This is a genomic window from Dehalococcoidia bacterium, assembly GCA_030648205.1.
Taxonomy (GTDB): domain Bacteria; phylum Chloroflexota; class Dehalococcoidia; order JAUSIH01; family JAUSIH01; genus JAUSIH01.
Window position 1 is genome coordinate 1 of the sequence record JAUSIH010000039.1, and the last position, 21,952, is coordinate 21,952.

General features: G+C 63.0%; 22 protein-coding genes. 11 read left to right on the top strand and 11 right to left on the bottom strand.

Annotation, left to right across the window (positions count from 1 at the left end):
- Positions 1-201 precede the first annotated feature (201 nt).
- Complete coding sequence (locus Q7T26_04550) at positions 202-600, top strand: hypothetical protein (GenBank protein MDO8531427.1); 399 nt, start codon at positions 202-204, stop codon at positions 598-600.
- A 44-nt stretch (positions 601-644) separates the two neighbouring features.
- Here the strand turns inward: Q7T26_04550 and Q7T26_04555 are convergent, their stop codons facing one another.
- Positions 645-1,439 (bottom strand): SDR family oxidoreductase, encoded by a 795-nt coding sequence (locus Q7T26_04555; protein MDO8531428.1) that lies wholly within the window; start codon positions 1,437-1,439, stop codon positions 645-647.
- Between the two features lie 248 nt (positions 1,440-1,687).
- On the opposite strand from Q7T26_04555, the gene Q7T26_04560 reads away from it, so the two are divergent.
- The 3 genes from Q7T26_04560 to Q7T26_04570 all read left to right on the top strand — a co-directional run bounded on the left by Q7T26_04560 (position 1,688) and on the right by Q7T26_04570 (position 3,840).
- A complete protein-coding gene (locus Q7T26_04560) occupies positions 1,688-2,221 on the top strand; it encodes a deoxyuridine 5'-triphosphate nucleotidohydrolase (protein ID MDO8531429.1) in 534 nt (177 codons plus the stop codon).
- Between the two features lie 35 nt (positions 2,222-2,256).
- Positions 2,257-2,589, top strand: coding sequence for a hypothetical protein (locus Q7T26_04565; protein ID MDO8531430.1), 333 nt, complete (start codon positions 2,257-2,259; stop codon positions 2,587-2,589).
- Positions 2,590-2,829: 240 nt separating this feature from the next.
- Entirely contained in the window at positions 2,830-3,840 is a 1,011-nt protein-coding gene (locus Q7T26_04570; protein MDO8531431.1) for an LLM class flavin-dependent oxidoreductase, read from the top strand.
- Positions 3,841-3,959: 119 nt separating this feature from the next.
- Here Q7T26_04570 and Q7T26_04575 read toward each other — a convergent pair whose 3' ends face one another.
- The 7 genes from Q7T26_04575 to Q7T26_04605 all read right to left on the bottom strand — a co-directional run bounded on the left by Q7T26_04575 (position 3,960) and on the right by Q7T26_04605 (position 10,297).
- Positions 3,960-4,655, bottom strand: a complete 696-nt coding sequence (locus Q7T26_04575; GenBank protein MDO8531432.1) for a DsbA family protein — start codon at positions 4,653-4,655, stop codon at positions 3,960-3,962.
- 18 nt (positions 4,656-4,673) lie between these two features.
- A complete protein-coding gene (locus Q7T26_04580) occupies positions 4,674-5,444 on the bottom strand; it encodes a hypothetical protein (GenBank protein ID MDO8531433.1) in 771 nt (256 codons plus the stop codon).
- A 661-nt stretch (positions 5,445-6,105) separates the two neighbouring features.
- A complete protein-coding gene (locus Q7T26_04585; GenBank protein MDO8531434.1) occupies positions 6,106-7,056 on the bottom strand; it encodes a TIGR00269 family protein in 951 nt (316 codons plus the stop codon).
- Between the two features lie 2 nt (positions 7,057-7,058).
- The gene (locus Q7T26_04590; GenBank protein MDO8531435.1) at positions 7,059-7,256 is read right to left on the bottom strand and encodes a thiamine biosynthesis protein ThiS; all 198 of its coding nucleotides are present in this window, start codon (positions 7,254-7,256) and stop codon (positions 7,059-7,061) included.
- A gap of 184 nt (positions 7,257-7,440) precedes the next feature.
- Positions 7,441-7,944, bottom strand: coding sequence for a cytochrome c-type biogenesis protein CcmH (locus Q7T26_04595; protein ID MDO8531436.1), 504 nt, complete (start codon positions 7,942-7,944; stop codon positions 7,441-7,443).
- Between the two features lie 44 nt (positions 7,945-7,988).
- Positions 7,989-8,465, bottom strand: coding sequence for a peroxiredoxin (locus tag Q7T26_04600; GenBank protein ID MDO8531437.1), 477 nt, complete (start codon positions 8,463-8,465; stop codon positions 7,989-7,991).
- A gap of 701 nt (positions 8,466-9,166) precedes the next feature.
- Positions 9,167-10,297 (bottom strand): P63C domain-containing protein, encoded by a 1,131-nt coding sequence (locus tag Q7T26_04605; GenBank protein MDO8531438.1) that lies wholly within the window; start codon positions 10,295-10,297, stop codon positions 9,167-9,169.
- Positions 10,298-10,656: 359 nt separating this feature from the next.
- Here Q7T26_04605 and Q7T26_04610 point away from each other — a divergent pair, with 359 nt between their 5' ends.
- Together Q7T26_04610 and Q7T26_04615 are read left to right on the top strand one after the other, a co-directional pair.
- Entirely contained in the window at positions 10,657-11,370 is a 714-nt protein-coding gene (locus Q7T26_04610) for an IS1 family transposase (GenBank protein MDO8531439.1), read from the top strand.
- A gap of 46 nt (positions 11,371-11,416) precedes the next feature.
- The gene (locus Q7T26_04615) at positions 11,417-12,181 is read left to right on the top strand and encodes a gamma-glutamyl-gamma-aminobutyrate hydrolase family protein (protein MDO8531440.1); all 765 of its coding nucleotides are present in this window, start codon (positions 11,417-11,419) and stop codon (positions 12,179-12,181) included.
- 267 nt (positions 12,182-12,448) lie between these two features.
- Here Q7T26_04615 and Q7T26_04620 read toward each other — a convergent pair whose 3' ends face one another.
- Both Q7T26_04620 and Q7T26_04625 read right to left on the bottom strand, forming a co-directional pair.
- Complete coding sequence (locus Q7T26_04620) at positions 12,449-12,880, bottom strand: hypothetical protein (GenBank protein MDO8531441.1); 432 nt, start codon at positions 12,878-12,880, stop codon at positions 12,449-12,451.
- Entirely contained in the window at positions 12,864-13,340 is a 477-nt protein-coding gene (locus tag Q7T26_04625) for a helix-turn-helix transcriptional regulator (GenBank protein MDO8531442.1), read from the bottom strand. The genes Q7T26_04620 and Q7T26_04625 overlap by 17 nt, the downstream gene beginning before the upstream one ends.
- A gap of 653 nt (positions 13,341-13,993) precedes the next feature.
- Between Q7T26_04625 and Q7T26_04630 the strand changes: the two genes are divergently transcribed.
- From Q7T26_04630 to Q7T26_04645, 4 genes are all read left to right on the top strand, one after another.
- Positions 13,994-15,682: an MDR family MFS transporter gene (locus tag Q7T26_04630; GenBank protein ID MDO8531443.1), complete on the top strand. Its 1,689-nt coding sequence runs from the start codon at positions 13,994-13,996 to the stop codon at positions 15,680-15,682.
- Between the two features lie 149 nt (positions 15,683-15,831).
- Entirely contained in the window at positions 15,832-16,635 is an 804-nt protein-coding gene (locus tag Q7T26_04635; protein ID MDO8531444.1) for an electron transfer flavoprotein subunit beta/FixA family protein, read from the top strand.
- A 44-nt stretch (positions 16,636-16,679) separates the two neighbouring features.
- Positions 16,680-17,681: an electron transfer flavoprotein subunit alpha/FixB family protein gene (locus tag Q7T26_04640; GenBank protein ID MDO8531445.1), complete on the top strand. Its 1,002-nt coding sequence runs from the start codon at positions 16,680-16,682 to the stop codon at positions 17,679-17,681.
- Positions 17,682-17,731: 50 nt separating this feature from the next.
- The gene (locus tag Q7T26_04645; GenBank protein ID MDO8531446.1) at positions 17,732-18,169 is read left to right on the top strand and encodes a hypothetical protein; all 438 of its coding nucleotides are present in this window, start codon (positions 17,732-17,734) and stop codon (positions 18,167-18,169) included.
- A 93-nt stretch (positions 18,170-18,262) separates the two neighbouring features.
- On the opposite strand, the gene fusA is transcribed toward Q7T26_04645, so the two are convergent.
- The gene (gene fusA, locus Q7T26_04650) at positions 18,263-20,308 is read right to left on the bottom strand and encodes an elongation factor G (GenBank protein ID MDO8531447.1); all 2,046 of its coding nucleotides are present in this window, start codon (positions 20,306-20,308) and stop codon (positions 18,263-18,265) included.
- Positions 20,309-20,523: 215 nt separating this feature from the next.
- Between fusA and Q7T26_04655 the strand changes: the two genes are divergently transcribed.
- Entirely contained in the window at positions 20,524-21,771 is a 1,248-nt protein-coding gene (locus Q7T26_04655; protein ID MDO8531448.1) for a hypothetical protein, read from the top strand.
- The last annotated feature ends 181 nt before the right edge of the window (positions 21,772-21,952 follow it).

The following is a 21,952-nucleotide window of genomic DNA, read 5'->3' on the forward strand; positions in this document are numbered from 1 at the left end:
GGGGCAAAACCGCTGATGGTTTTTCCAGCAAAATCCCAACACATACTTTTTCGCTGTTGACTCGCTCTTCACAAGCTGTTCATAGCTTTGCAGGTCCATGGCACCATCCTACTCCTGGTGCCAGACCGTACTCAATCACCTATTGTTTTGCCAATCGCACCCTTGTACGCATTCCTCGCAACCGTGGCGCAGGGGCCTCAAGTGCAAGTGGCGTTCAGAGACATGATTCTGGCTTCCGAATTTAGGTCTTCCGAGCATTTCGTAAGCAAAGATCACCTGAAGAAATTTTTCGCCGTAACCATAAACGACGCCGAACAGGCGTATGCGAGTGAGCTTTCGGACTTCCAGAAACACCTCGACCAGACTCTGACACCAGACCACCTGGACAAGTTCGACGACCTCGAAAGGCCCAGGCTATTGCGGCGAATGCAAGTGAAAATGACCGGCGACGCGGCTTACTGGAAGGCTGTGGCAACTGAAAAGGCTCAAAAGCTTGCCGATTTTGAAGAAAAGGAACGTAAACGCAAAGCGTTCATTCGGAAGCAAAAGACCGCGAAAAGGACCAAGCCCTCTTCTAGCGATCAAAAGCGCCGTTTCTGATGGGACTTTACGCCGCTCATCCCAGGATGGGCGCGTGAAGCCCCCTACCCCGGATACGATATGCCGCCGTTCACGCTCAGGGTCATGCCCGTGATCTGGTCCGACTCCGGCGAGGCCAGGTACAGTATGGCGTAGGCCACGTCGTCCGGCAGGTTGAGTCGCCCCAGCGGCACCCGCTCCTCGATCTTCTTGAACGCCTTGGCGATGACCTCGCCCGACTCCCGGATGCGCGAGAAGTTTTCGTACGCGGGGGTGTCGGCGGTGAGCGTCGTGGACACGGTGTTGACGCGGATGCGCCAGCGGGAGAACTCGCGCGCCAGGGTCTTCGTCGCCATGATGAGACCGGCGGCCGCCGCGCCGATGAGCGACTCGCTGGGCGTGGGATGCCGTCCCGCATCGGTGGTGACATTCACGATCTTGCCGTACTCGCGCTCCCGCATGTGGTCCAGCACGGCGCGGACGCAGTACAGCCGGCTGATGAGCCGCATGCGGATGTAGTCCTCGTAGCTGGCGGGGTCGGTCTCGGCGAACGGGAGAGGGCGGACGTGCTTCCAGCGCGGACTGCCGTTGGCGACCATGATGTCCACCTTGCCGAAGTCCTTGACGACCTTCTGGACCATCTCCTGGCAGCTCGCATAGCTGGTGATGTCCACCGGCGCGTGGGCTGCCCTGCGGCCCATTGCCTGTATCTGCCGCACCACCAGCTCGGCCTTCTCGGCGCCGCGAGTGGCGATGGCGACGTCCGCGCCGCTCGCCGCCATCAGTAGCGCCGCGGCCTTGCCGATGCCCTCGCTGCCGCCGGTGACGATGGCGACGCGGCCCTGCAGGTTTGTCTTCATGTCTGATTCTGTCCCCTTTCCGCTGAAGTCATGGAGGCGCAAGGGTGTTATAGCACATCCGCTGCCCGTGTGTGAAGCGGGCGTCTCATGGACATCTCGCGGGCGGGATTGAAGCTCGCATCTGTTTCTGCTACAGTTGACCTCGCCGCCGCAGCGCACGCGCACGGCGCGGTCGCGCTTCTGTCCGTCGGCGTTTGCGTATGATGCGGGCCTCGGCCCAGACTCGTCGTTGTGGAGCATTGTGTCAGATGGGGAAAGAGATGCACGGGTCGGCGCTGGGCCGCGAGACGCTTCAGGAGATGCTGTCGGCGACGCCGCCGCTGGTCGCCGACATGGTGGACGCCGCGGCGCAGCTTCAGCCCAACGGCATTGACTTTACGGTGCGCGGCGTTGCGCGCTTCACGTCGGCGGGGCGCATTGGCCAGGCGGCGGACGACCGCGTCCTTCCTGTGCCGGAAGGACCGCTGGAGCCGTCGCCCGCGGGGTACTGGGAGCTGACGCCCGGCCCGTATCTCGTCACGTACAACGAGGTGGTGAGCCTCCCGCGTGACGTGATGGCGCTGGGCAGGCCGCGCTCCAGCCTGGGCCGCTGCGGGGTCAGCGTGCACACTGCGGTCTGGGACGCGGGCTACTCGGGCCGCTCGCAGTCGCTGCTGGTGGTGTACCATCCGGCAGGCTTCCGGCTGGGGCGGAACGCGCGGGTGATGCAACTCGTGTTCTTCCGCCTGGACAGGCCGGTGGGACAGGGCTACGCGGGCGCGTACCAGGGAGAGAACAAGTAAGGCGCGCGGTAAAACGATACGTAAAAGGAGGACTTATGGACGACATCATGAATCAGGGCGTGGTGGGGGCGCTGGCCTTCGGCAAGGCGAAGGCGAAGACCCAGGAGGAGTGGGCCAGGGACCTGGAGAGGATATGGGACAGGTCCACGGGCATGCTGCTCAAGCAGAAAGGGTTCCGCGGACTGCGCGCGTTCTGGGCCGCCGACGGCAGCCGCGACACGATGGTCATGGGCATCTGGGAGACGATGGATGACCGCATGGCCTACGAGCGGAGCGTCTCCCCGGGTGTGCAGGGCGCCTTTGACGAGATATTGGAGGCCCGCGCGCGTCGGCAGAAGTTCATCCTGGTCAAAAGGACCGTTTACTAGCCTGCGCTGCTTCCAGAAGCAGCCCGAAAATGGTTGGGGGAATCCAGCCCTTCCCGGGAACGACAGGACTCCCCCAACCTGATTCTTTTCCCTCTGATAACATCCCCCCGGCGCTATAGTGAACAGCGTCCCAAGTACAAGGCGGCGGCGTTCTGTACGTCCAACCGTTCAGCCGCCATCCACAACCAGTTACGCCGATCATTACAACGGATTGCTGACGGCGGGAAAAGTGTAGGCCGTATGGGTGCTGACTTCAGTTTGGTCCTCACCGGCGACTCGTTCCCGGACTGGAAAGAGTACGTGCGGGCCGCCGACGAGTGCGGTTTCTGGGGTCTTGGCATCGGCGACTCCCAGTCGCTGTACATGGACGTGTACGTCCGCGCAAGCGTCGCCGCAATGCTGACGAAGAACCTGCGCGTCGGCCCGTGGGTCACGAACCCGCTGACGCGGCATCCCGCCGTCGCCGCCGGAGCAATCGCCAGCGTGGACATCGTGTCGGACGGACGCGCCGTGTTGGGCATCGGCAGCGGCGACAGCGCGGCGCTCAACATCGGTCTGCGTCCGTCGCCCGTCGCGTCCCTGGAGGACTACGTGCGCACGGTGCGGACGCTGCTGCGCGATGGCCTCGCCGAGTGGCAGGGCCGTGAGATTAAGCTCGCCCTCGCGCCGCGTCGGGTGCCCGTGTACGTGGCCGCGTCCGGCCCGAAGACGGTGCGCATGGCGGGGCGCGTCGCGGACGGCGTGATCATCGCGATGGGGGTGACGCCGGACGTCGTGCGCGATGCGCTGGCCGAGCTGCAAGCGGGCGCGGAGGAGGCGGGCCGCCGGGTGGATGACATAGACGTGTGGTGGGCCGTCATGGCGAACCTGGCGGAGGACGATGAGACGGCGCTCAACGAGATGAAAGGCTCGCTGGTGACGCGCGCGCATCACGCCTTTCGCTTCACTACGGAGGGCAAGCACCTGCCGCCGGAGTACGTACCCGCCATGCAGCGCATTCAGGAGGAGTACCGGCCCATGGAGCACACCAAGTTCGGGCCGAGTCACCACGCGCGTCTGGCGGACGACCTGGGTTTGACGCCCTATCTGGCGCGGCGCTTCGGGTTATATGGCTCGCCGGAGGGGTTCGTGCAGCGAGCCCAGGAGGCGCACGCGGCGGGCGCGCGGAAGATCGCCCTCCACGTGCGCGTGGCCGATAAGCGCCGCTTCCTGCGCCTGTGGCGGGACAAGGTGATGCCGCACTTCGCGTAAACGGCGCGGCTCTCCGCCGCACCGAGGGAGCGCGGCGCAAGCGAGACCCCTGTGGTATGCGCGCGCGTGTCATCCCGCCGCAGGGCGGGGCTGCGAGCGACGAGCCTCCTGAGAGGGCGCTACGCCTGGGCCACCGCTGCCGTAGCTACCTTGGGGGAAATGCCCTGCTGCGCCAGTACGGTCTGGAACACTTCGTAATAGTGCCAGCCGATGATCTTTGCGCGGCCAAGGAACACCGTGGGCGTTGCGGTGACGCCTATCTTCGCCGCCGTCATGACCGCCTCCAGCGCCCGGAGCGCGTACGTCCGCTCGTGGAGCGCGCGGCCCAGTTCCTCCGCGTCCAGCCCCACCTTATCGGCGGCTTCCATCAGCGTATTCGCCTGGCCGATGTCCTTGCCCTCCACCCACAGCGCGTCGAAGACCGCCGACTTGAACGGCAGGGCCAGGCCGTGGTCCTCCGCATAGTCCAGCGCCTCGAATGCGTGGAAGCTGAACTGCTGCTTGTCCGGCAGGCGCATGGACGCGGCCTTCTCCGGCTCCATCTCGTGGAGCCACGCCAGTGTGGCCTTGCGGCGCTCCGGGTCGGCGGCGTACGGCCTGCCCTCCGACGGCATATCCGGATGGAGCCAGTGGGGACGCCACAGCGGCTGTACGCCGTAGTCCCGGATGAGATTGTCCACCTGCGCTTGGGCGATGTAGGAGTACGGGCAGGTGAAATCGGCGAAGAACACAACCGGGAATGGCTGCATCCCCTTGTCTCCCGCCCCACTCTCGGTTTCCGTGGCGCTCTGCGTTTCCTGGATCACGTTTGTCATGTTCTCTCCCTCCGACGACTAGATCGCTTTCGCCATCGCCTCGGCCCCGAGCATCGAGAGCGCGTCGCCCGTGAGCCCGCCCTCCCGCGCATCCTTGTCAAACGAGAAAAACATTACGGTCGCGCCCTCCGGGCCCGCCGTCAGCGGCGAAGGTTGCTCGTCGCCCTCCACGTAGCGGAGCCCGGGCGGCCCAAGGGAGCGGCCCTCAATCACCACGGTACCTTTCAGCACCACCTCGTAGCGTCCGTAGAGCGGCGCCCCCACGGGAATCGTCATGTTGGGTGGGCACTCCAGCATCAGCGCCTCGGGCCCCGCCATGGACGGTATGAGGAACTTGCAGCGGGCGCCTTCATGCCCGGGAATTGGGAACCACTCGGTGTCCTTCTCCATGCCGGGTATTTGGCGCCCGGTCAGGTTGATCAACTTCCGAGCGTCCCGGTTGCCCATGGTCACAAGGCCGGCGCGCTTGGGGTGCAGCACGAGGACGTGATGGTCGCCGCCCACGGAGAAGGGACCGTACGGCACGTTATGGTCCGTGTAGAGCACTCCCACGGGGCGCATCTTCATCGTCTCTTTGGGGAGGTCCATCATCCCGCCCAGCAGGACCTGAAACTGGGACGTAAGGTGCATGTGCGCGTAGACCTTGATACTGGGGTCGAACTTGAACCGGAACGCCTCCGGCCCGCCGTCCTCTCCACTCAACAGGACCTGGCCACGGAACGTGACCCCCTCCGTGTCGCCGTTCTTCCACGGCATTTCGGCGGGATCAACCACGTACTGCTTCAACACGCCAGGCCTCCTGTGACCGCTCCGGTCTGATGGCCGCGCCGCTCATTTAGATGCAAGTGATACTCCCCCAGTAGCATCTTAATCAGGGGGCGGGCACGATGTCAACACGCGTATGTGCGCCCGTTGCACAAGCCGACGGGCCAGCCCCGTCGGACGGAGCGTACCCGGCGTTGGACAAGACCCGCTGGTGGTGGAGAGCGACCTCACCCCCTGACCCCCTCTCCAGTCAGGAGAGGGGGAATGTAGATAGATAGATTCTGGGAGGACGCCCTTCGGCTGCGCTCAGGGCAGGCTCTCCCAGGCCCTCCGGCGGGCCGCCCTGCGGCCCTGCACCTTCCCTCGGCGGTGACTCCGTCCGCGTGCAGGACTAGTGCGATGCCCAGCGCTACTGCTCAACAAGGGCAGCTTCAGCCCCTGCGTTCCGTGGTTGGCACAGGACATGCCCGCTCATGGTGAGCCAGTCGAATCCATGAGCGGGCATCTGTCATTCCGAGCGGAGCGAGGAATCTCTCTAAGGAACGTCCTGCGGGAAGACCATTCGCTGCGCGTTACCGTAGAAGGAATGCGCTCAGCGTGACGTCTGGCCCCTTGTCATTCCGAGCCCTTCGGCTATGCTCAGGATATACTTTGCGAGGAATCTGCCTCAGCGTGCAGTCGGGCGCTACGTCGGTGGGCTGACGGGCGCGGGCGTGGGCGCGACGCGGCGCTGCTTCCACTTGTACACGCGATCCACCATGCGACAGTAGGCGCAGACCTCCGCCGTCGTCGCTTCGCCGCAGGTGGCGCATTCCCGCAACTCCACCTTCTGGCCCGTGGACGCCAAAGCCGGACGCAGGTTCTTCAGATAGCCCTGGAAAAACCGCAGCTTGGTCCCGTGGGACTCCGCCTCAATCCGGTTCAGCACGTCCTTGTACAGCAGCGAGAGCGCGCCCGTGGAGTTGGGGCACTCGTCCACCACATAGTCTATGCGCCGGAGGACGGCGTAGCTGGCCGTCTCCTTCTCCGAGAAGGTGTACAAAGGCTTGACCTTGCGTCCCAGCTTAGGGTGCGTTGACTCCAGCGCGGGGGCCTGCCGTCCGAGGCTGTCCATCTGCCAGTGGAGAATGCCGCCCATGAGCGTCGCCGCCTCGTCGTCCAGGTTGTGGCCCGTCGCCAGGACGGGAAAGCCTTGCTGGCGGGCGGTGCGGTTCATCAGGTAGCGCTTGGTCAGGCCGCAGCCGGAGCACGGCACCCGCCGGAGCGCCGTGGACACCTCGGGGATCGTCGCGCCGACCGCTTCCTCGACTTCCACCACGATAAGCTCGACGTTGTGCGCGCGGGCGTAGGACTCCGTCTTTTCGCGGGAGAGGTCCGAGTATTCGCCGATGCCCAGATGGAGGTGGAAGCCAGTCGTCTTGTAGCCCAGGCGGATGAGCGTTTCCCACAGGGCGAGGCTGTCCTTCCCTCCGGATACGGCCACAAGGACGCGCTCGTCCGTGGTGAACATTTTCAGGCTGCGGATGTTGTGCCCGACCTCGTACTCGAAGTGCTCGAGGTAATGCGGAGCGCAGTACGCGGCGTTGCGGCTAGGCAGGTCCACCGAGGCTGTCTCGTGGCACTTCACGCAACGCATGGCTAGCCTCCCGAAATGGCGGGCCGGACTTCTATGGTGTCCGTGTCCTCCACCACTGCGTCCCGCGTCAGCAGGTCGTCGCCGCGAATGACCAGGTGCGACTCCAGGTTAAAGCCAAGCTCCCTGGCCAGCTCGCTGACGCGGCGTCTGCCCTGGAGCTCCACCTGGTGAGGCTTGGGGATGCGGAAGATGACTTTCATGATGCTCTTTTCAAGAGTCAAAGTGCGCGTTTTGGGGTGTCCCCACCCCATCCATAAGAATGGGGCGGGGGGACACCCCCCACTCCCCTCTGTCAGGAGGGCAGCGCCCTCCTGAACTTCCGCTATAAGACTGGGCCACCGCCATGACATGAGTCCATTGCAACTGTCCGTCTGACGTGCGGCGTTAGGTCTTGGCCTGGCGCTGCGCCATCTCCCGCGCCACGCGCTCACGGTAGCGCCGCGCCTCGCTCTCCGGCATGTCGGCGGGGGGCGTCTCCGCGTCGCTCGCGGGGGCCCGAGGCCGGACGGCGCGGCGCACGGCGATGAAGACGATGGCCGCTCCCGCCGCCAGGACGGCGAAGGGCGCGAGCCACACGGCCAGGTTGAACCCCTGACGAGGCGGCGCGGCCAGCACAGCCTCGCCGTAGCGCTCGACGAAGAATGCGAGGACCTGTTCCCTGGTCTCGCCGTCGGCGAGCTTCTTGCGGATGATCGCCTTCATCTGCCGGGATATCTCGTTGTCCGCCTGCGCGATAGTCTGGCCCGGGCAGATGGGGCACATGAGTTGGAGTTCCAGATCGCGCGCCGCGGCCTCCGGCCCATCGGCGAGGGCCGGGCGCCACGGCAGCAGCGCGACAGAAGCCGCCGCCAGGAGGCACAAGAAGGCCAGTCGTGTCCACGCTGTCATGGCTTCCTCGAGGGGCGACCCTCATCGTCGCCTGGGAGGACTGACTACTTGGGCAGCTTTGCCAGCTCGGCTGTAATCTGGTCGTACGCCGGCTCAATGCCCGGCTTTTCGGCGACCCACTTCCAGTGAACGACGCCGTTCTTGTCCAGAATAAAGACGGCGCGGTTGGCGACGTTGTAGCCCTCGATGCCGCCGAGGCCCTTCCAGAGGACGTCGTACTTGGCGATGACCTCGCGGTTGAAATCGGTGAGCAGCGGGAACTGCAGCTTGTACTGGTTGGCGAATGCCTTGAGCGCGGCGTACGAGTCCACGCTGATGCCGACGACCTGCGCGTTCAGACCGTTCAGCTTGTCCATGCTGTCGCGGAAGGCGCACATCTCTTTGTCGCAAACGCCGGAAAATGCGCCGGGGAAGAACGCCAGAACAACGTTCTTGCCCTTGAACTGGCTCAGCGAACGCTTCTGCTTGTCGGCGTCGTGGAGTGTGAAGTCCGGCGCCGGCTGACCGATAGTGACTGCCATTAAACAACCTCCCAATTAAGAGCGGGCGCGTAGTCGCGCCCGAGTTCGTTCCAAACATACATGTTAGCACGGAGGCGTAAATACAGGCAACACGTCGGTAGTGTCCTAATTTGAATCCGTGAGAATTGTCTCCAGATAGTCTAGTTCCTCGGCGATGGTCTCCTCAGCCACTTCTTTTGGAGACTGCCCTGGTTGTCTCCGTTTGCCCCTGTAGTTGTCCCAAAGCCGGTTTGCCGAGGGGCTTATTAGTTTCTGTCGTTGCAATTTGGACAGGGAGTTCCCGCGTTCCTTCAGCACATAGCTGACGAGATGGCCCGCGACGATGGCGGCACGCCTCTTATAACGGTCACTGACGTGTATGCCAGACAAAAGGGTCACTAGGTCGTCATGACTAGGCATTACGAGCACGCTCCTCTGCCGCTATCGCTGCCCTCACTGCCTTCTCCGGCGAGTCCACAGGCCCTTGGTGGAGCACGGCCACAAATCGGCGTTTCCGGCCCGTTGTGGCGTGTGACCATGCATAGCAGCGCGTCGCCGTCGGATGGCCCTTTAGGTCGAATACCTGAACGACGCCATCCCATACCATCCGCCCCTGGAACGTCTCTATGACTGGAACGGACTCGACCCACACGGACTCGCACCCATGCAGATTCCGGATGGTTTTCTTTAGGGCTTCCTTAGAGGTTTCAGACATAGGTGACCTAAGCTCTCGTTTTGCTATTGCGTAGAGGTATGGGGACTCCCCAAGCGATGTCAGCGAAGGACATTTGCAATGGCGTCTTTTTGAAGACGTGGGAGAACTTCGCCTTGAAGTCGTCCATATCGTGGCACAATTTCATAATCGTAATGACACGTTCGATTTGGATGGTCACCTGATCACGTCCGTATTTTTTTAGCCACATATGGTGGTTTTGGAGAAAATGGGGGTTTGGGTTTTTTTTGCGAAGTTCGCGGCCCACATCTGCGTCAATAGCGTCATAGACGAACATCATCACATATTTACCCCATCGAAGCGGGCGGGAATGTGGTGAGTAGTGTACTGACTCCAATCGAGCTAGCTCAAACCAAAACTCCTCAGGAAACATCCTAGCCCACTCCTGCATTTCCTCAGCGATGAACGCTTGTAGCTTGATTTGAAGGTCTTGCTTCTTCTTAACCTTGTCATACCCTGTCGCTTCATCTACAAGAGCCGTGATGCCAACACGGGCGAATCCACGCATGAGTATGACGCATTGTTCAGCGATGTGTACCTGTTGGGGTTGCAACGTCCCCGCCTGCCGCGCAGCTAAGACAGCTTCGCATATGTCACCGAGCACGTCAGCTTCATAGCTATACGCCGACTGTCTCCGAAGCGTTTTGAAGACGACTGGATTCCCGGTCACCTTATAAAGTGCATCCGACACGAATGGCTTCAGTGTCTTTTGCCCTACGAAGAAGGCAAGCCGGTCACCACCTCCCCTACTACTACCACCTCGCGCCATTCCCAGGGCTTGCACCATAGCGCGTTGGTGAAGAACGCGCCGGCCATCATTCAACACATGGCACGGAATCTCGGCTCCGCCAATCTTCACCACGCCTGAAAACAATGCATATGGCATTGTTGGTTCGCCTAATGTGCCCATCGGGGCAAGGGACTTGGGCTGGTCACCTAGCGACTCGGAGGTTGCGTCGGTCGTAATTACCTTGCCTGCCTTCTTCCATCTTGTCAGAACAGCTTTGCGCGCAATCTCGCTTCGCTGTTCTGGTGTTGTGCTGGATACTCTTGCCCTACCTCCCTTTGACGCACCTAGTTTACTTAGTGCCCTAGCGTTTTCATTAATAGGTTCAGTCATGTCTTGTCCTCCTCTGGTCACCACCAACACAATACTCCTTTTAACCTAGAGAGTCAATACGTGCCCGACTAAGTATTGACAATACGTGCTGGGGCAAGTATAATATTGGCAATGAAAAGCCCCAAGGTGTAGCGAGCACCTTGGGGCGGATATGGGGCGGCGGGACGGTTCCCAGGCTGGACTCTACACCCTGGCCCACGGGGTTCGACTCCCCACCGCTCCACACTCCATTATACAAGAGAGGTAGCAGAATGAATAGACTCAGTTCCGACCTCCAGGCAACCGTACTCGGAGCGCTTGTTGAAGGGGCATCAATCCGCTCAGTGGAACGCATGACAGGGGTTCACAGAGACACAATCATGCGGCTCGCCGCGCGCGTGGGCAACTCCTGCCATCAAATGATGGACGAGTCAATGCGCGGGCTTCAATGCCGTCGCCTTGAACTGGACGAGATATGGTGCTTCGTCGGGAAGAAGCAGCGGCATGTGACGGCGGATGACGACCGCACGCAGGTCGGCGACTTCTGGACATGGGTCGCAATTGACGCAGATACAAAGCTGGTTCCGAGCTACCGCGTGGGCAAGCGGGATGCGGCAACGGCCCAAGCATTCGTCGCCGACCTGGAATCCCGTCTCGCCAACCGCGTCCAACTCAACTCCGATGGGTTGCGCTTCTACGTGGAGGCTGTTGAAAGGGCCTTTGGTGCGGACGTGGACTATGCCCAGATTGTAAAGTCATACGAGGCGGAGCCTATTGGACCTGGTAGGTACAGCCCGCCCAAGGTCGTCTCAGTGGAGAAAGAATTGATGGTCGGTAGCCCTGATATGGACGTGGCTTCTACGTCCTACGTTGAACGCCAAAATCTCACGATGCGGATGTCCATGCGTCGCTTCACCCGACTCACCAATGGATTTTCCAAGAAGTCTGATAACCTACGCTCGGCGGTTGGGCTGCATTTCGCCTATTACAACTTCGTGCGCCGACACGCGACGCTCAAGACTACTCCCGCGATTGCGGCGGGTGTGGCTGACCGCCAGTGGACGGTGCGGGATTTGGTGGAGCGGGCAAATTAGGACACTACCAACACGTCATGCCCGGCTCGGCAGCTATAATGGCCCCGTGCCCTTTCTCGTTATCGGCGTCGCCCAGTCGGCGAAGCGCAGCCGCAAGGCCGGCCAGAGCGTCGCGTGGAAGTACCACGACGCGACGCAGGCGTGTGTGCGCGCCGCTGGCCTGCCGGGGGAGACGCGGGTCCTTCCGCTTCCGGAAGGACTCCCTCCGGACGCGGGCGCGGCAAGCGGCTCCGCCTTCGAGCGGGCTGTGCGGGACGCGCTGCGCGGCCTCTCCGGCCTGCTCCTCACCGGCGGCGCGGACGTGGACCCGCGCTTCTACGGCGAGTCGCCCGACCCCGAGGCGGGCCTGCACGTGGACACGGAGGGCAGGGACGCCTTTGAGATCGCGCTTGTGCGGGCCGCGCTGGACAGGGGCCTGCCGGTGCTGGCCGTCTGCCGGGGGATGCAGGTGTTGAACGTGGCCCTGGGCGGGAACCTGGTCCAGCACATCGGGGGGCACCAGAATACGCGGCATGTCCTGACCTTGCGGCCCGCCAGCTTCCTGGCCGAGCTTCTGGCATCGGGGACGCCCATCGAGACGAACAGCTACCACCATCAGGCGCTCAAGGCCGTTGCGCCCGGCCTTATCGTGACGGCGCGCGCCCCGGACGGCACGGTGGAGGCGGTGGACGGGGTCGGGCTGCCCGGCTGGGTCCACGGGGTGCAGTTCCACCCGGAGAAGATGGGCGACCATCCGGACGGGCATCCGGCGCGGGAGCTGTACCGCCGCATCTTCGCCGCGTTCGTGGAGGCCGCGGCAGGAAAGTCGTGACTTGGTAGTGTATCAGTTTGGAGTCAAGAGCCGTTGACCATGCTTGAGCGGCATGGTATCGTGAAGGCATGGAAAAGAAGAAGCAGCGCAAGCCAAAGAAGGAACACGAATTCGCCGCCAACGCTTTTCGCGTGGTTCAAGAGGCGACAAGGCAGTCTACCCAACAAACCGAAGCGGGCAGACTCGGCGGGCTAAAGGGCGGGAAGGCGCGGGCCGCGAAGCTAACGCCAGAGCGACGGCGGGAGATAGCGCGCAAGGCAGCGCAATCTAGATGGAGTCGGGTTTGACAAGACCCTTCTCTATAACATAACTGCCATGCGGCGTTGACAGGTAGCCAATCTCCGCTATACGTCCAATTAGTTCGTGCAAGTTGTCGGTTTCGCCTCCTCGCTCCATGTACTCGGCAAGACCTTCTGTAACTTCCGTCAGACGTTCGAGAAGTACGCCAAATGACGCCTTGTTCAGAGCCGCAGGTGTAGGTTGTGCCCTCTGTGTAAGAGTGGAGTGAGTTGCCTGCAATACCCAATGCAATAGAACAAGGTCCCTGTTCCAATACCAGTTCAGGTTCCGGCTGAGTTCAGTGAACAAGGCACTGAAGAAGAAGACCTTGCGGAGCGGGTCAGACTCCTCGCGCATCTTAGTGGCGGCGAATCGGTACTCCTTAGCTAGGCGTTTCTGGACATCAGGCGGGAATCGCAACTTTTTGTTCCTCCTGTTTTTCAATATTCGTCAAGTTGCTGGCGTGTTTGGAGTAGTAGTCGCTAATCAAGGACAAAGGGGACACGTGTTCCATGTGGCGTTGCTCTTGTTCTTCGGCATAACTCGGCGGCACGAGCTTTTCGGGATTGACGCTAACAACCCAATCCAAGAACTCGTTGAATGGAGCTAACTGAATAATCAAGCCTAGGTCAAATGCCCGCGCCACACGCTTCAGTGAATTCAAGCTAACCCCTGAGTAATCGGGGTTCTCCAATCGTGAGACTTGGACCTGTCTCATGCCATCGGCAGCCTCGCCTAATTGTTCCTGCGTCCATTTCCGTTGCTCACGAATGGCTCTGATCTGAGTCGCTACCATCTCCTGAACATAGTCGGCAACGAATTGGCTACGGAAGTTGGGGTCTCGCAGAAGATTCTCTAGCTGTTGTTTTCTAGTAAGCATGTCGGCCTCACCTGGCTTGTTCGGTTCAGTATACGTGTTCGGCGTTCAATGGCTGTATCTAGGATTCCTTGGGGTCTATACTGGTCATTTTGTTCCTGCCCTCCTGCCAATAACCAGATTTCGCCACGTCCTTTATTTCCGTAGCACGCGAATACTCTGTACTGTGTGTTGTTGATCTTGAACCTAATCGCAATCAAGTCGTTGTGTTTGCCATGAAGCACTTCATATCTGGGCGGGTTAGGCCGTCCCTCAGCATTCGGCAGTTGAAATATCGCCACAAGCCTTGATCTAATTTTGCCCACCGTTGGTTCTCTGAATTCGTTGAGCCATTGACTAATTAAGTTGTCGCCACTGGAGTCCACATAATCCCAAAACGTCCAAGTGACAGTAGACATCGTATCACAAATTTGCTATACTGACAAGTCGGGAGTCCATAACAAAATTGTTATTAGCCTCCTTGGCAGCGATTGACCGGCCACGCCTGACCTAGCTGACATGAGTCGACTAAGCCTACAACGCGAAGCAAAGGGCGTCAAGACATGGTATGTGTCTTTGGGTCTCGCAAATGCATAGGATTCATTGGAAAGACAGCCCAAAACCCGTGAAGTCCGCCATTTGACCAAAAGACACGCCGTCCCCTACAATTAGCGATTGTGTCTTCAGTTAATGCCGCGCGAAAACCCCTCCCTCAGACCGGTCCCGCGTCCGCTCCTCCGGAGCAGACACCGGCCCGGCTGCCCCGCTCACGTCTGATCATCAGCCTGGCGGGCATCATGCTGAGCCTGCTTCTGGCCGCCATGGACCAGACCATCGTCAGCACCGCGCTGCCCCGGATTGTCGCCGACTTGCAGGGCCTGGAGCACTATGCCTGGGTGGTGACCGCCTACCTGGTGGCCTCGACGGCGGTGACGCCGGTGGTGGGCAAGGTATCAGACATGTACGGACGCAAGCCCCTGTTCATCATCGGCATCATATCCTTCCTGGCCGCTTCCGCCCTCTGCGGCCTGTCCCAGTCCATGACCCAGCTCATCATCTTCCGAGGACTGCAGGGCATAGGCGCGGGCATTCTCATGGCCAGCGTGTTCTCGTCCATCGCCGACATCTTCCCGCCCCGCGAGCGCGGCAAGTGGCAGGGCTTGGTGGCGGCGGTCTTCGGGCTGGCGGGCGTCGTGGGGCCGGCGGCGGGCGGCTACATCACCGACAACCTGACGTGGCGGTGGATATTCTATGTCAACATCCCACTGGGCCTGCTGGCGCTGGCGGTCGTGGTTATGGGGCTGCCCTATGTCCGCGGACACGGACGCAAGACCATTGACTATCCGGGGGTCGCGTTCCTCATCCTGACCGTTGTCCCGTTCCTGCTGGCGCTGTCGTTGGGCGGGCGTGATCTGCCCTGGTCCTCCGCGCAGGTCCTGGGGCTGCTGGGCCTGTCGGTGGTGAGCTTCGTTGCGCTGCTCCGTGTGGAGTCCCGGGCGGCGGAGCCTATCGTGCCGCTGGGGCTTTTCCGCAACTCCATCTTCGTCGTCTCGATAGGCGCCACGTTGCTGACGGCGATGGGGATGTTCGGCTCGCTGATCTTCGTGCCACTCTACGTTCAGGCCATCCTGGGCGGAACGCCGACGCAGGCCGGGTTTATCCTGATGCCGATGACCCTCAGCATGGTGGTGGGCAGCGTGATCAGCGGACAGCTCATATCCCGCTGGGGACGCTACCGGCTCGTAGCTCTCAGCGGGATAGCCATCATGTCCCTGGGTATGTTTCTGCTGACGCGGCTGACGCCGGGAGTGGACTTCATGACCGTCACCCGGGACGGCGTGCTGGTGGGCTTCGGCCTGGGCATCACGATGCCCCTCTATGTCATCGCTGTGCAGAACGCCTTCCCGCACCAAGTCCTGGGCCAGGTGACGGCGTCGTTGCAGTTCTTCCGAAGCATCGGCGCCACCGTCGGCGTCGCCGTCATGGGCGCGCTGATGGTCACTCGCTTCCAGGGCGAGCTGCAGTCTCGGCTGGCGGGCGTCGCGACGGCGCGGATTTCTCCTGAGCAGTTGGCCCGGCTGGCGCAGCCGGAGGCCCTGCTGACCACCGACGCGCTCGGCCAGCTCACGCAGCAGATCGGGGCCGGGGCGCCCGGCGCGTCGGAGCTGGCGGGCCAGCTCCTGGCGGTGGTGCGCAATGCTCTGGCGTCCTCTCTGCAAGACGTTTTCCTGGCTGGCTTTATTGTGACTCTCCTGTCCTTTGCCATCACCCTTTTCCTCAAGGAGATTCCCCTGCGCAAGACCCATCATGAGGCGGTGCAGACCGCCGGTGACGCCCGACCCGGCGGGAATGGCGGTCGGTCGTAGCGCGTTTTCGTCGGTAACGCAAGGCTCCGTCGGTTTGACAAAGCCCTTTTCCGAGTGCTAGAGTTCAGGGCTGGCGTGTGGCCCGCGTCGGCTCGTTATACGCGCCCGCGCCAGGCGTACCCCATTCCTATCCGCGCAGAGGGAATCGCATGCACATCATTGTCTGCGTCAAGCAAGTCCCCGACCCGGAAGCCCCCTTCGCGAACTTCAAGATTGACTCCGCGACCAACAAGGTCATTCCGCCCCAGGGCGTCTCGCCCGTCATTAATGGGTTTGACGAGCAGGCTGTGGAGGCGGCGCTTCGCATCAAGGACAGCCAGGCAGGTGTCAAAATCACCGTTATCAGCGTGGGCAACGATCTGGTCATGGACGTCATCAAGAAGCCCCTGTCTATGGGCGCCGACGAGCTTGTCCTGGTCCAGGACCCCGCCATTGAGAACGGTGACAGCCATACGACAGGCGCGGTCCTGGCGGCGGCCATCAAGAAGGTGGGCGCGTTCGACCTGGTGCTCTGTGGCCGGCAGGCCTCCGACTGGGACCAGGGGCAGGTCCCACTTGTGCTGGCGGAGCTTCTGTCCATCCCTGTGGTCACCATTGCGAAGAAGGTGGAGATGGCCGGAGCCGCGGTGAAGGTGGAGCGCGTCGTGGTGGACGGCTTTGAGACGGTGCAGGCGCCGCTCCCGGCGTTGGTCACAATCAGCAACGAGCTCGGCGAGGCGCGCTATCCCACGCTGAGGGGCATCATGGCCGCGGGGCGCAAAAAGCCCACGGTCTGGTCCGCCAAGGACCTGGGGCTTGAGTCCGGCCAGGTCAGCCAGAACGCCAACCGGGGTAGGATGCTCAAGGTGTTTGTCCCGGAGAAGCGCAGCAAGTGCGAGGTCATCTCCGCGGACAGTCCCGCCGAGGCCGGCGTCAAGCTGGCCGCCCGCCTGCGCGAAGACAAGGTTATCTAGACACAGCGCGGCGCGTACCCTCAGTCGCCGCCTCCGGAGGACGCATGAGCGAGGTCAAAGGGGTGCTGGTCATCGGCGAGGTGTCCGATGGCAAGTTGCTCGGCGTAACGCGTGAGCTGCTGGGCATTGGCCGCAAGCTGGCGGATACTCTCGGAGAGCACCTCTCCGCCGCCATCCTTGGCGCGCAGTTGGGGGATCTGGGCAAAGAGCTTGTCGCCTATGGGGCCGACAAGGCCTACCTGGTGCAGGACCCTCTGCTCGCGCAGGAGAACGCGGATGCCTATGTGGCGGCCGCCGAGAAGGTGGTGCGCCAGGTCCAGCCGAACGTCCTGCTGCTGGGTCAGACTGTCCTGGGCCGGGATATCAGCCCGCGTCTGGCCACCCGCCTGGGAACAGCCCTGGCGCCGGACTGCGTGGAGTTGGCTATTGACCCCGCGACGAAGCTGCTGCATATGACCAGGCCGGTGTACGGCGGAAACGCGCGGGCCATTTACGTCTGCGAGAAGGCGCGGCCCCAGATGGCCACCGTGCGGCCCAAGGCATTCTCCGTCCTGGAGCGCAACGACGCCCGCGCGGGCGAGGTGGTGCAACTGGCCGCGGGCCTGGACCCCGCGCAGGTGAGAGTGAAGGTGCTCGACCGGCAGAAGAAGGCGTCCGAGGGCTTGCGCCTGGAGGACGCCCGCGTCGTCGTCACCGGCGGACGTGGCATGGGTGGGCCCGAGAACTTCAAGTACCTGGATGAACTGGCCAAGACGCTCAAGGGCGCGGTGGGCGCCAGCCGCGCCGTCTGCGATGCGGGATGGGTCTCTCCGAGCCTGCAGATCGGCCTGACGGGCAAGGTGGTGACGCCGGACCTGTATATCACCGTGGGCATCTCCGGCGCCAGCCAGCACATGGCGGGTTGCTCCGGCTCCAAGGTCATCGTCGCCATCAACAAGGACCCGGACGCGAACATCTTCAAGGAAGCCCGCTACGGTGTCGTAGGCGACTGGAAGCAGGTCCTTCCCGCCCTCACGGAGAAAGTCAAGGAACTGGTGCAGGGCTAAGCCCCCAGCCCATCGGTGAGCGCGCAGCCAGAGGCATAAACAGGAGACGCATGGACGGGGACTTTCGCCTGGACCTGAGCGAGGTTACAAAGAACATTGACACGGCCCAGATCATCTGCCTTTACTTCCCGCTGTTGCGCAAGACCCTGCTGGTTGACACGCGCTTTGATGTAGAGGACGGGCCGCTGGTCAAGGTCGTGCCCATGGTGGACTCGGTGGAGGAGCGGTTCCGCACCCTGCGGCGGCTTCGCCCCCGCTTCCCCAAGCCGGACAGCCTCACGGTCATCCCCTGGCCCAAGTACGTGGACAGCCTTGCGCGTCTGGGTGTTTGGGACAGGCTGCTTGAGCGCGTCATCGCCACCGGCGACAAGTCCGCCGTCCGCCGTTGCCGGGAGGCGCTGGACGAACTGCGGCGATTGGAGCGAGAGGAGTTCTCCCACGTCATCAAGGGGGAGAGCTATCACACCGTCTGGCAGCAGAAGCGCTAGCGCGCCAGCGCGGGCGCTCCCCTGAGACGGGCGAAAAAGGCTCGTTCCGTGCCTCCGGCAAGCAGCTAAGCCCGCGCACTCGCCTGTCAGCGACTAGACCTTCACCGCCTGCGCCGCCTTCGCTAGTTCGATGATCTTCTGCGCTATGGGGGCGGGCACTTCCTGGTAGCGCTCGAACTTCGTGGTGAAGACGCCCCGCCCCTGGGTGAGCGAGCGCAGCGTCACAGCATACCGCTGGATTTCCGCCATCGGGACCAGCGCCTCGATGGTGGTGACGCCGTCGCCGGGCACCATGCCCAGCACATGGGCGCGGCGGCTGTTCAGGTCGCCGATGATGTCGCCCATGAAGGCGTCCGGCACGGTCACGCGCACCAGCACGATGGGCTCCAGGAGCTTGGGGTGGCCCTCTGTCAGGCCCTTTCTGACGCACTGGTGGGCGGCTATTTTGAAGGCCATCTCAGAAGAGTCCACCGCGTGGTAGCTGCCGTCGTAGAGCGTGATGCGCAAGTCCACGACCGGGTACCCGGCGAGGATCCCCGCGTGCAACGCCTCGTGCACGCCTTTCTCGACCGCGGGGTAGAAGTTTTTGGGCACCGCGCCACCCACTACCTTCTCAATGAACTCGAAGCCGCCGGTCGGCAGAGGATCGAAGGCCAGGAGCACGTGGCCGTACTGTCCGTGGCCGCCCGTTTGCTTCTTGTGCTTGTACTCCGCCTTCGTCGCCCTGCCTATCGTCTCCCGGTACGGCACCTTGGGCACGCTCAGCACGACCTCCGCGCCGAACTTGCGCTTCATCCGCTCCACCGACACGTCCACGTGCACGTCGCCCATGCCGGAGAGAATGACCTCGCCGGTGGCCTGGTCTTTGACCACGTGCAGGCTGGGGTCTTCCTCCAGCAGCCGCGCGAGGGCCGAGCTGATCTTGTCCAGGTCGGCTTTGGTCTTGGGTTCCACGGCCACGCTGTACAGGGGGTCCGGGAAGTGAATGGGGTCCAGCCGCAGGGGCTTGTCCTTCTGGCCCAGGGTGTCGCCCGTGTGGGTGGCGGCCAGCTTGGCCACCGCGCCGATATCCCCCGCGGTCAGCGAGGGCACGTGTTCCTGAGACTTGCCCCGCGGCACAAAGATGGTGCCGACCCGCTCCTGCGTGTCCCGCGAGATGTTCCAGACGTGCGAGTCCGCCTTCATGGCGCCGCTGAAGATGCGGTAGTAGGTCACCTTGCCCACGTAGGGGTCCGCCGTCGTCTTGAAGACCAGGGCGCACAGCGGGCCGTTGGGATCCGGGGGGACCTTCACGCGCTGGTTGCCATGTGCGTTAACGGCTTCCACGGGCGGGCGCTCCGCGGGCGCGGGCATGTACGCGGCGATGGCGTTCAGCAGCTCCCGCGCCCCCTTGTTCTGGGTGCCGGCGGTTGCCAGGACAGGCACGACGCTGCCCGCCAGCACTCCCGCGCGCAGGCCGCGGATTAGCTCCTCACGGCTCAGATCCTTGCCGTCCAGGTACTTGGCCATCAGGCCGTCGTCTGCTTCGGCGACAGCCTCCACCAGCGCCTCGCGCAGCTTCTGCGCCTGCTTCTTGTCCACGCCGACGGCCTCGGCGCCGGAGTCCAGTATGTCCACGACGCCCTTGAAGTCCGCCTGGGCGCCTGACGGGAGCTGAATGGGGATGCACTTCTTACCCAGCCGAGACTGCACCGACTGCAACGCCCGGAAGAAGTCGGCGTTCTCCCTGTCCATTTTGTTCACAACGACGAAGCGGGGCAGGCCGAGCTCTTCGGCGTAATTCCAGACCATCTCCGTGCCCACTTCCACGCCCACGGCCGCGTCCACCAGGATGACGGCGGCGTCCACGGCGCGGATGCACGCCTTGACCTCGCCGACGAAGTCCAGGTATCCCGGCGTGTCCAGCACGTTGATCTTGAGGCCCGTCCATTCGCAGGGGAGGAGGGCACACTGAATGCTGCTTCGGCGCTTGGCCTCTTCAGGCTCATAGTCGGACGTGGTGGTCCCGTCCTCTACGCGGCCTTGCCGGGTGACGGCGCCGGCGGTGAAGAGCATGGCCTCCGCCAGCGACGTCTTTCCCGCGCCACCATGGGAGAGAAGAATCACGTTGCGGATTTTATCCGTGGCGTAGGCCTGCATAGCTACCCCCTTCGACGCTCCTCGACAACGTGGGCTGCGGAGGGATCAGGATACTCGCAGGGTCCCGTGCACAGGGTGGATCGAAACCCTGCGCGTGCAGAGTAACAAGGGCCGCTGTGCGTGTCAAGGCGAGGGATTACGTTGGTCAGCCGCAATTCGTGGGGCATAGCGCCGAACATGGAGCCTGCCGCTGCTTTATACTAAGGGGGATACGTATGCAATCGTTCGTTCTGCTGCTGCCCCTCCTGCTGCTGGCGCTGGCCGGGCGGCCCGCGCAACAGGACACGCTGGGCGCGCTGGCCGCTCCGTACGACTACAACCTGGTCAGGTATGAAGTGAGCGCGCTGACCGAAAAGCTGTCTTTTCGTCTGCTCGCGTCGCTGCGGGGAGACATCCCGGACGAGCGGCGGGGTCGGGAGAGCGCGGTGCGGTTTTTCCAGTTGCGGGGCGACGCGAACCGCGCCCACCGCGAACTGGATGCGGCTGTCGCTTTGAGACGGGCGCCAGAAGACATCGCGCCCATCGAGGCTCGGCTGGCCGCTCTGGAGCGGCAGATTGAGGCCGTGCGGCCCCAGGTGGAGTACGTGCTGGAGCGAGACCTGCGGCAGACTCTTGTGGAGCAGGGGCTGGGCGGCTCTTTTCTGGGGACGCGGGCCTTGTTTCCCCCGGTGCAGGTACACTTCGCCAGCCTGCCGAACGTCCTGATCGTGTCCCCGCGTGACCGCATCCAGTTGAAGCGCACCTTCCTGCTGGACGACAGCCTCTCCCTGGCGCAGATGGAGCAGATGGAGGCGCAGGTGGCCCGCGAAAACCTCTCCGGTCTTGTGGAGCGCGTCGGCGGGCTCGCCACCTACCCGGCCATCATACCGGACAGCGCACGCCTGGACTCCACGCTGACCACCTCCGCCCACGAGTGGATGCATCACTTCCTGGCTTTTCATCCGTTGGGGCGCGCGTACTGGTCCAACGAGACGATGACCACCCTCAACGAGACGGTGGCCGATACCGTGGGTGGGGAGATAGGGCGGGAGGTGCTGCGAGCGTATGCACCGCGACCCGCTCAGCCACCCGCGCCGACGCAGCAGGATGGCGCTTCCGCGGCACCCCGCGAGCGCGACGTCTTCTCTTTCTCCCGCGAGATGCGAGCCACTCGTCTGCAGGCGGACACCCTGCTGGCGCAGGGCAAGGTGGACGACGCGGAGCGCTATATGGAGCAGCGAAGGCAGTTTCTGGCGGAGCACGGTTACTACATACGGAAGCTGAACCAGGCCTATTTCGCCTTCCACGGCACGTACGCGGACTCCGCGGCGTCGGCCAGTCCCATCGGGGGGCCGCCCATCGGGGCGCAGCTCGCCGCCGTGCGCGCCCGCAGCGCCAGCCTGGCGGATTTCCTTCGGACCATGGCGTCCGTCGGCAGCGTGGACGACTACAACCGGCTGCTCATACGGATGAGAGTGCAGTAGGCGGGCGGTGGGCCGGCGCGACGAGCGCCGCGCTTCTGCACCTTGATCCTGGCCCGCGTCTTCGTTTTCTCCTCAGGACACCTTCTCCGTCGTTTCAATGGCGGCGTCCCGCAACGTCCGCCCTTGTCACTTGCGGCGTCGTGGGGTATGCTACGCTTCGACAGCCCTGCGATGGCAGGGC

Coding starts and splice junctions, on each gene's coding strand:
- Q7T26_04555 (MDO8531428.1), bottom strand. CDS start 1,439: ATGAAGACAAACCTGCAGGGCCGCGTCGCCATCGTCACCGGCGGCAGC.
- Q7T26_04560 (MDO8531429.1), top strand. CDS start 1,688: ATGGGGAAAGAGATGCACGGGTCGGCGCTGGGCCGCGAGACGCTTCAG.
- Q7T26_04565 (MDO8531430.1), top strand. CDS start 2,257: ATGGACGACATCATGAATCAGGGCGTGGTGGGGGCGCTGGCCTTCGGC.
- Q7T26_04570 (MDO8531431.1), top strand. CDS start 2,830: ATGGGTGCTGACTTCAGTTTGGTCCTCACCGGCGACTCGTTCCCGGAC.
- Q7T26_04575 (MDO8531432.1), bottom strand. CDS start 4,655: ATGACAAACGTGATCCAGGAAACGCAGAGCGCCACGGAAACCGAGAGT.
- Q7T26_04585 (MDO8531434.1), bottom strand. CDS start 7,056: ATGCGTTGCGTGAAGTGCCACGAGACAGCCTCGGTGGACCTGCCTAGC.
- Q7T26_04590 (MDO8531435.1), bottom strand. CDS start 7,256: ATGAAAGTCATCTTCCGCATCCCCAAGCCTCACCAGGTGGAGCTCCAG.
- Q7T26_04595 (MDO8531436.1), bottom strand. CDS start 7,944: ATGACAGCGTGGACACGACTGGCCTTCTTGTGCCTCCTGGCGGCGGCT.
- Q7T26_04600 (MDO8531437.1), bottom strand. CDS start 8,465: ATGGCAGTCACTATCGGTCAGCCGGCGCCGGACTTCACACTCCACGAC.
- Q7T26_04605 (MDO8531438.1), bottom strand. CDS start 10,297: ATGACTGAACCTATTAATGAAAACGCTAGGGCACTAAGTAAACTAGGT.
- Q7T26_04610 (MDO8531439.1), top strand. CDS start 10,657: ATGCGGCTCGCCGCGCGCGTGGGCAACTCCTGCCATCAAATGATGGAC.
- Q7T26_04625 (MDO8531442.1), bottom strand. CDS start 13,340: ATGCTTACTAGAAAACAACAGCTAGAGAATCTTCTGCGAGACCCCAAC.
- Q7T26_04635 (MDO8531444.1), top strand. CDS start 15,832: ATGCACATCATTGTCTGCGTCAAGCAAGTCCCCGACCCGGAAGCCCCC.
- Q7T26_04640 (MDO8531445.1), top strand. CDS start 16,680: ATGAGCGAGGTCAAAGGGGTGCTGGTCATCGGCGAGGTGTCCGATGGC.
- Q7T26_04645 (MDO8531446.1), top strand. CDS start 17,732: ATGGACGGGGACTTTCGCCTGGACCTGAGCGAGGTTACAAAGAACATT.
- fusA (MDO8531447.1), bottom strand. CDS start 20,308: ATGCAGGCCTACGCCACGGATAAAATCCGCAACGTGATTCTTCTCTCC.
- Q7T26_04655 (MDO8531448.1), top strand. CDS start 20,524: ATGCAATCGTTCGTTCTGCTGCTGCCCCTCCTGCTGCTGGCGCTGGCC.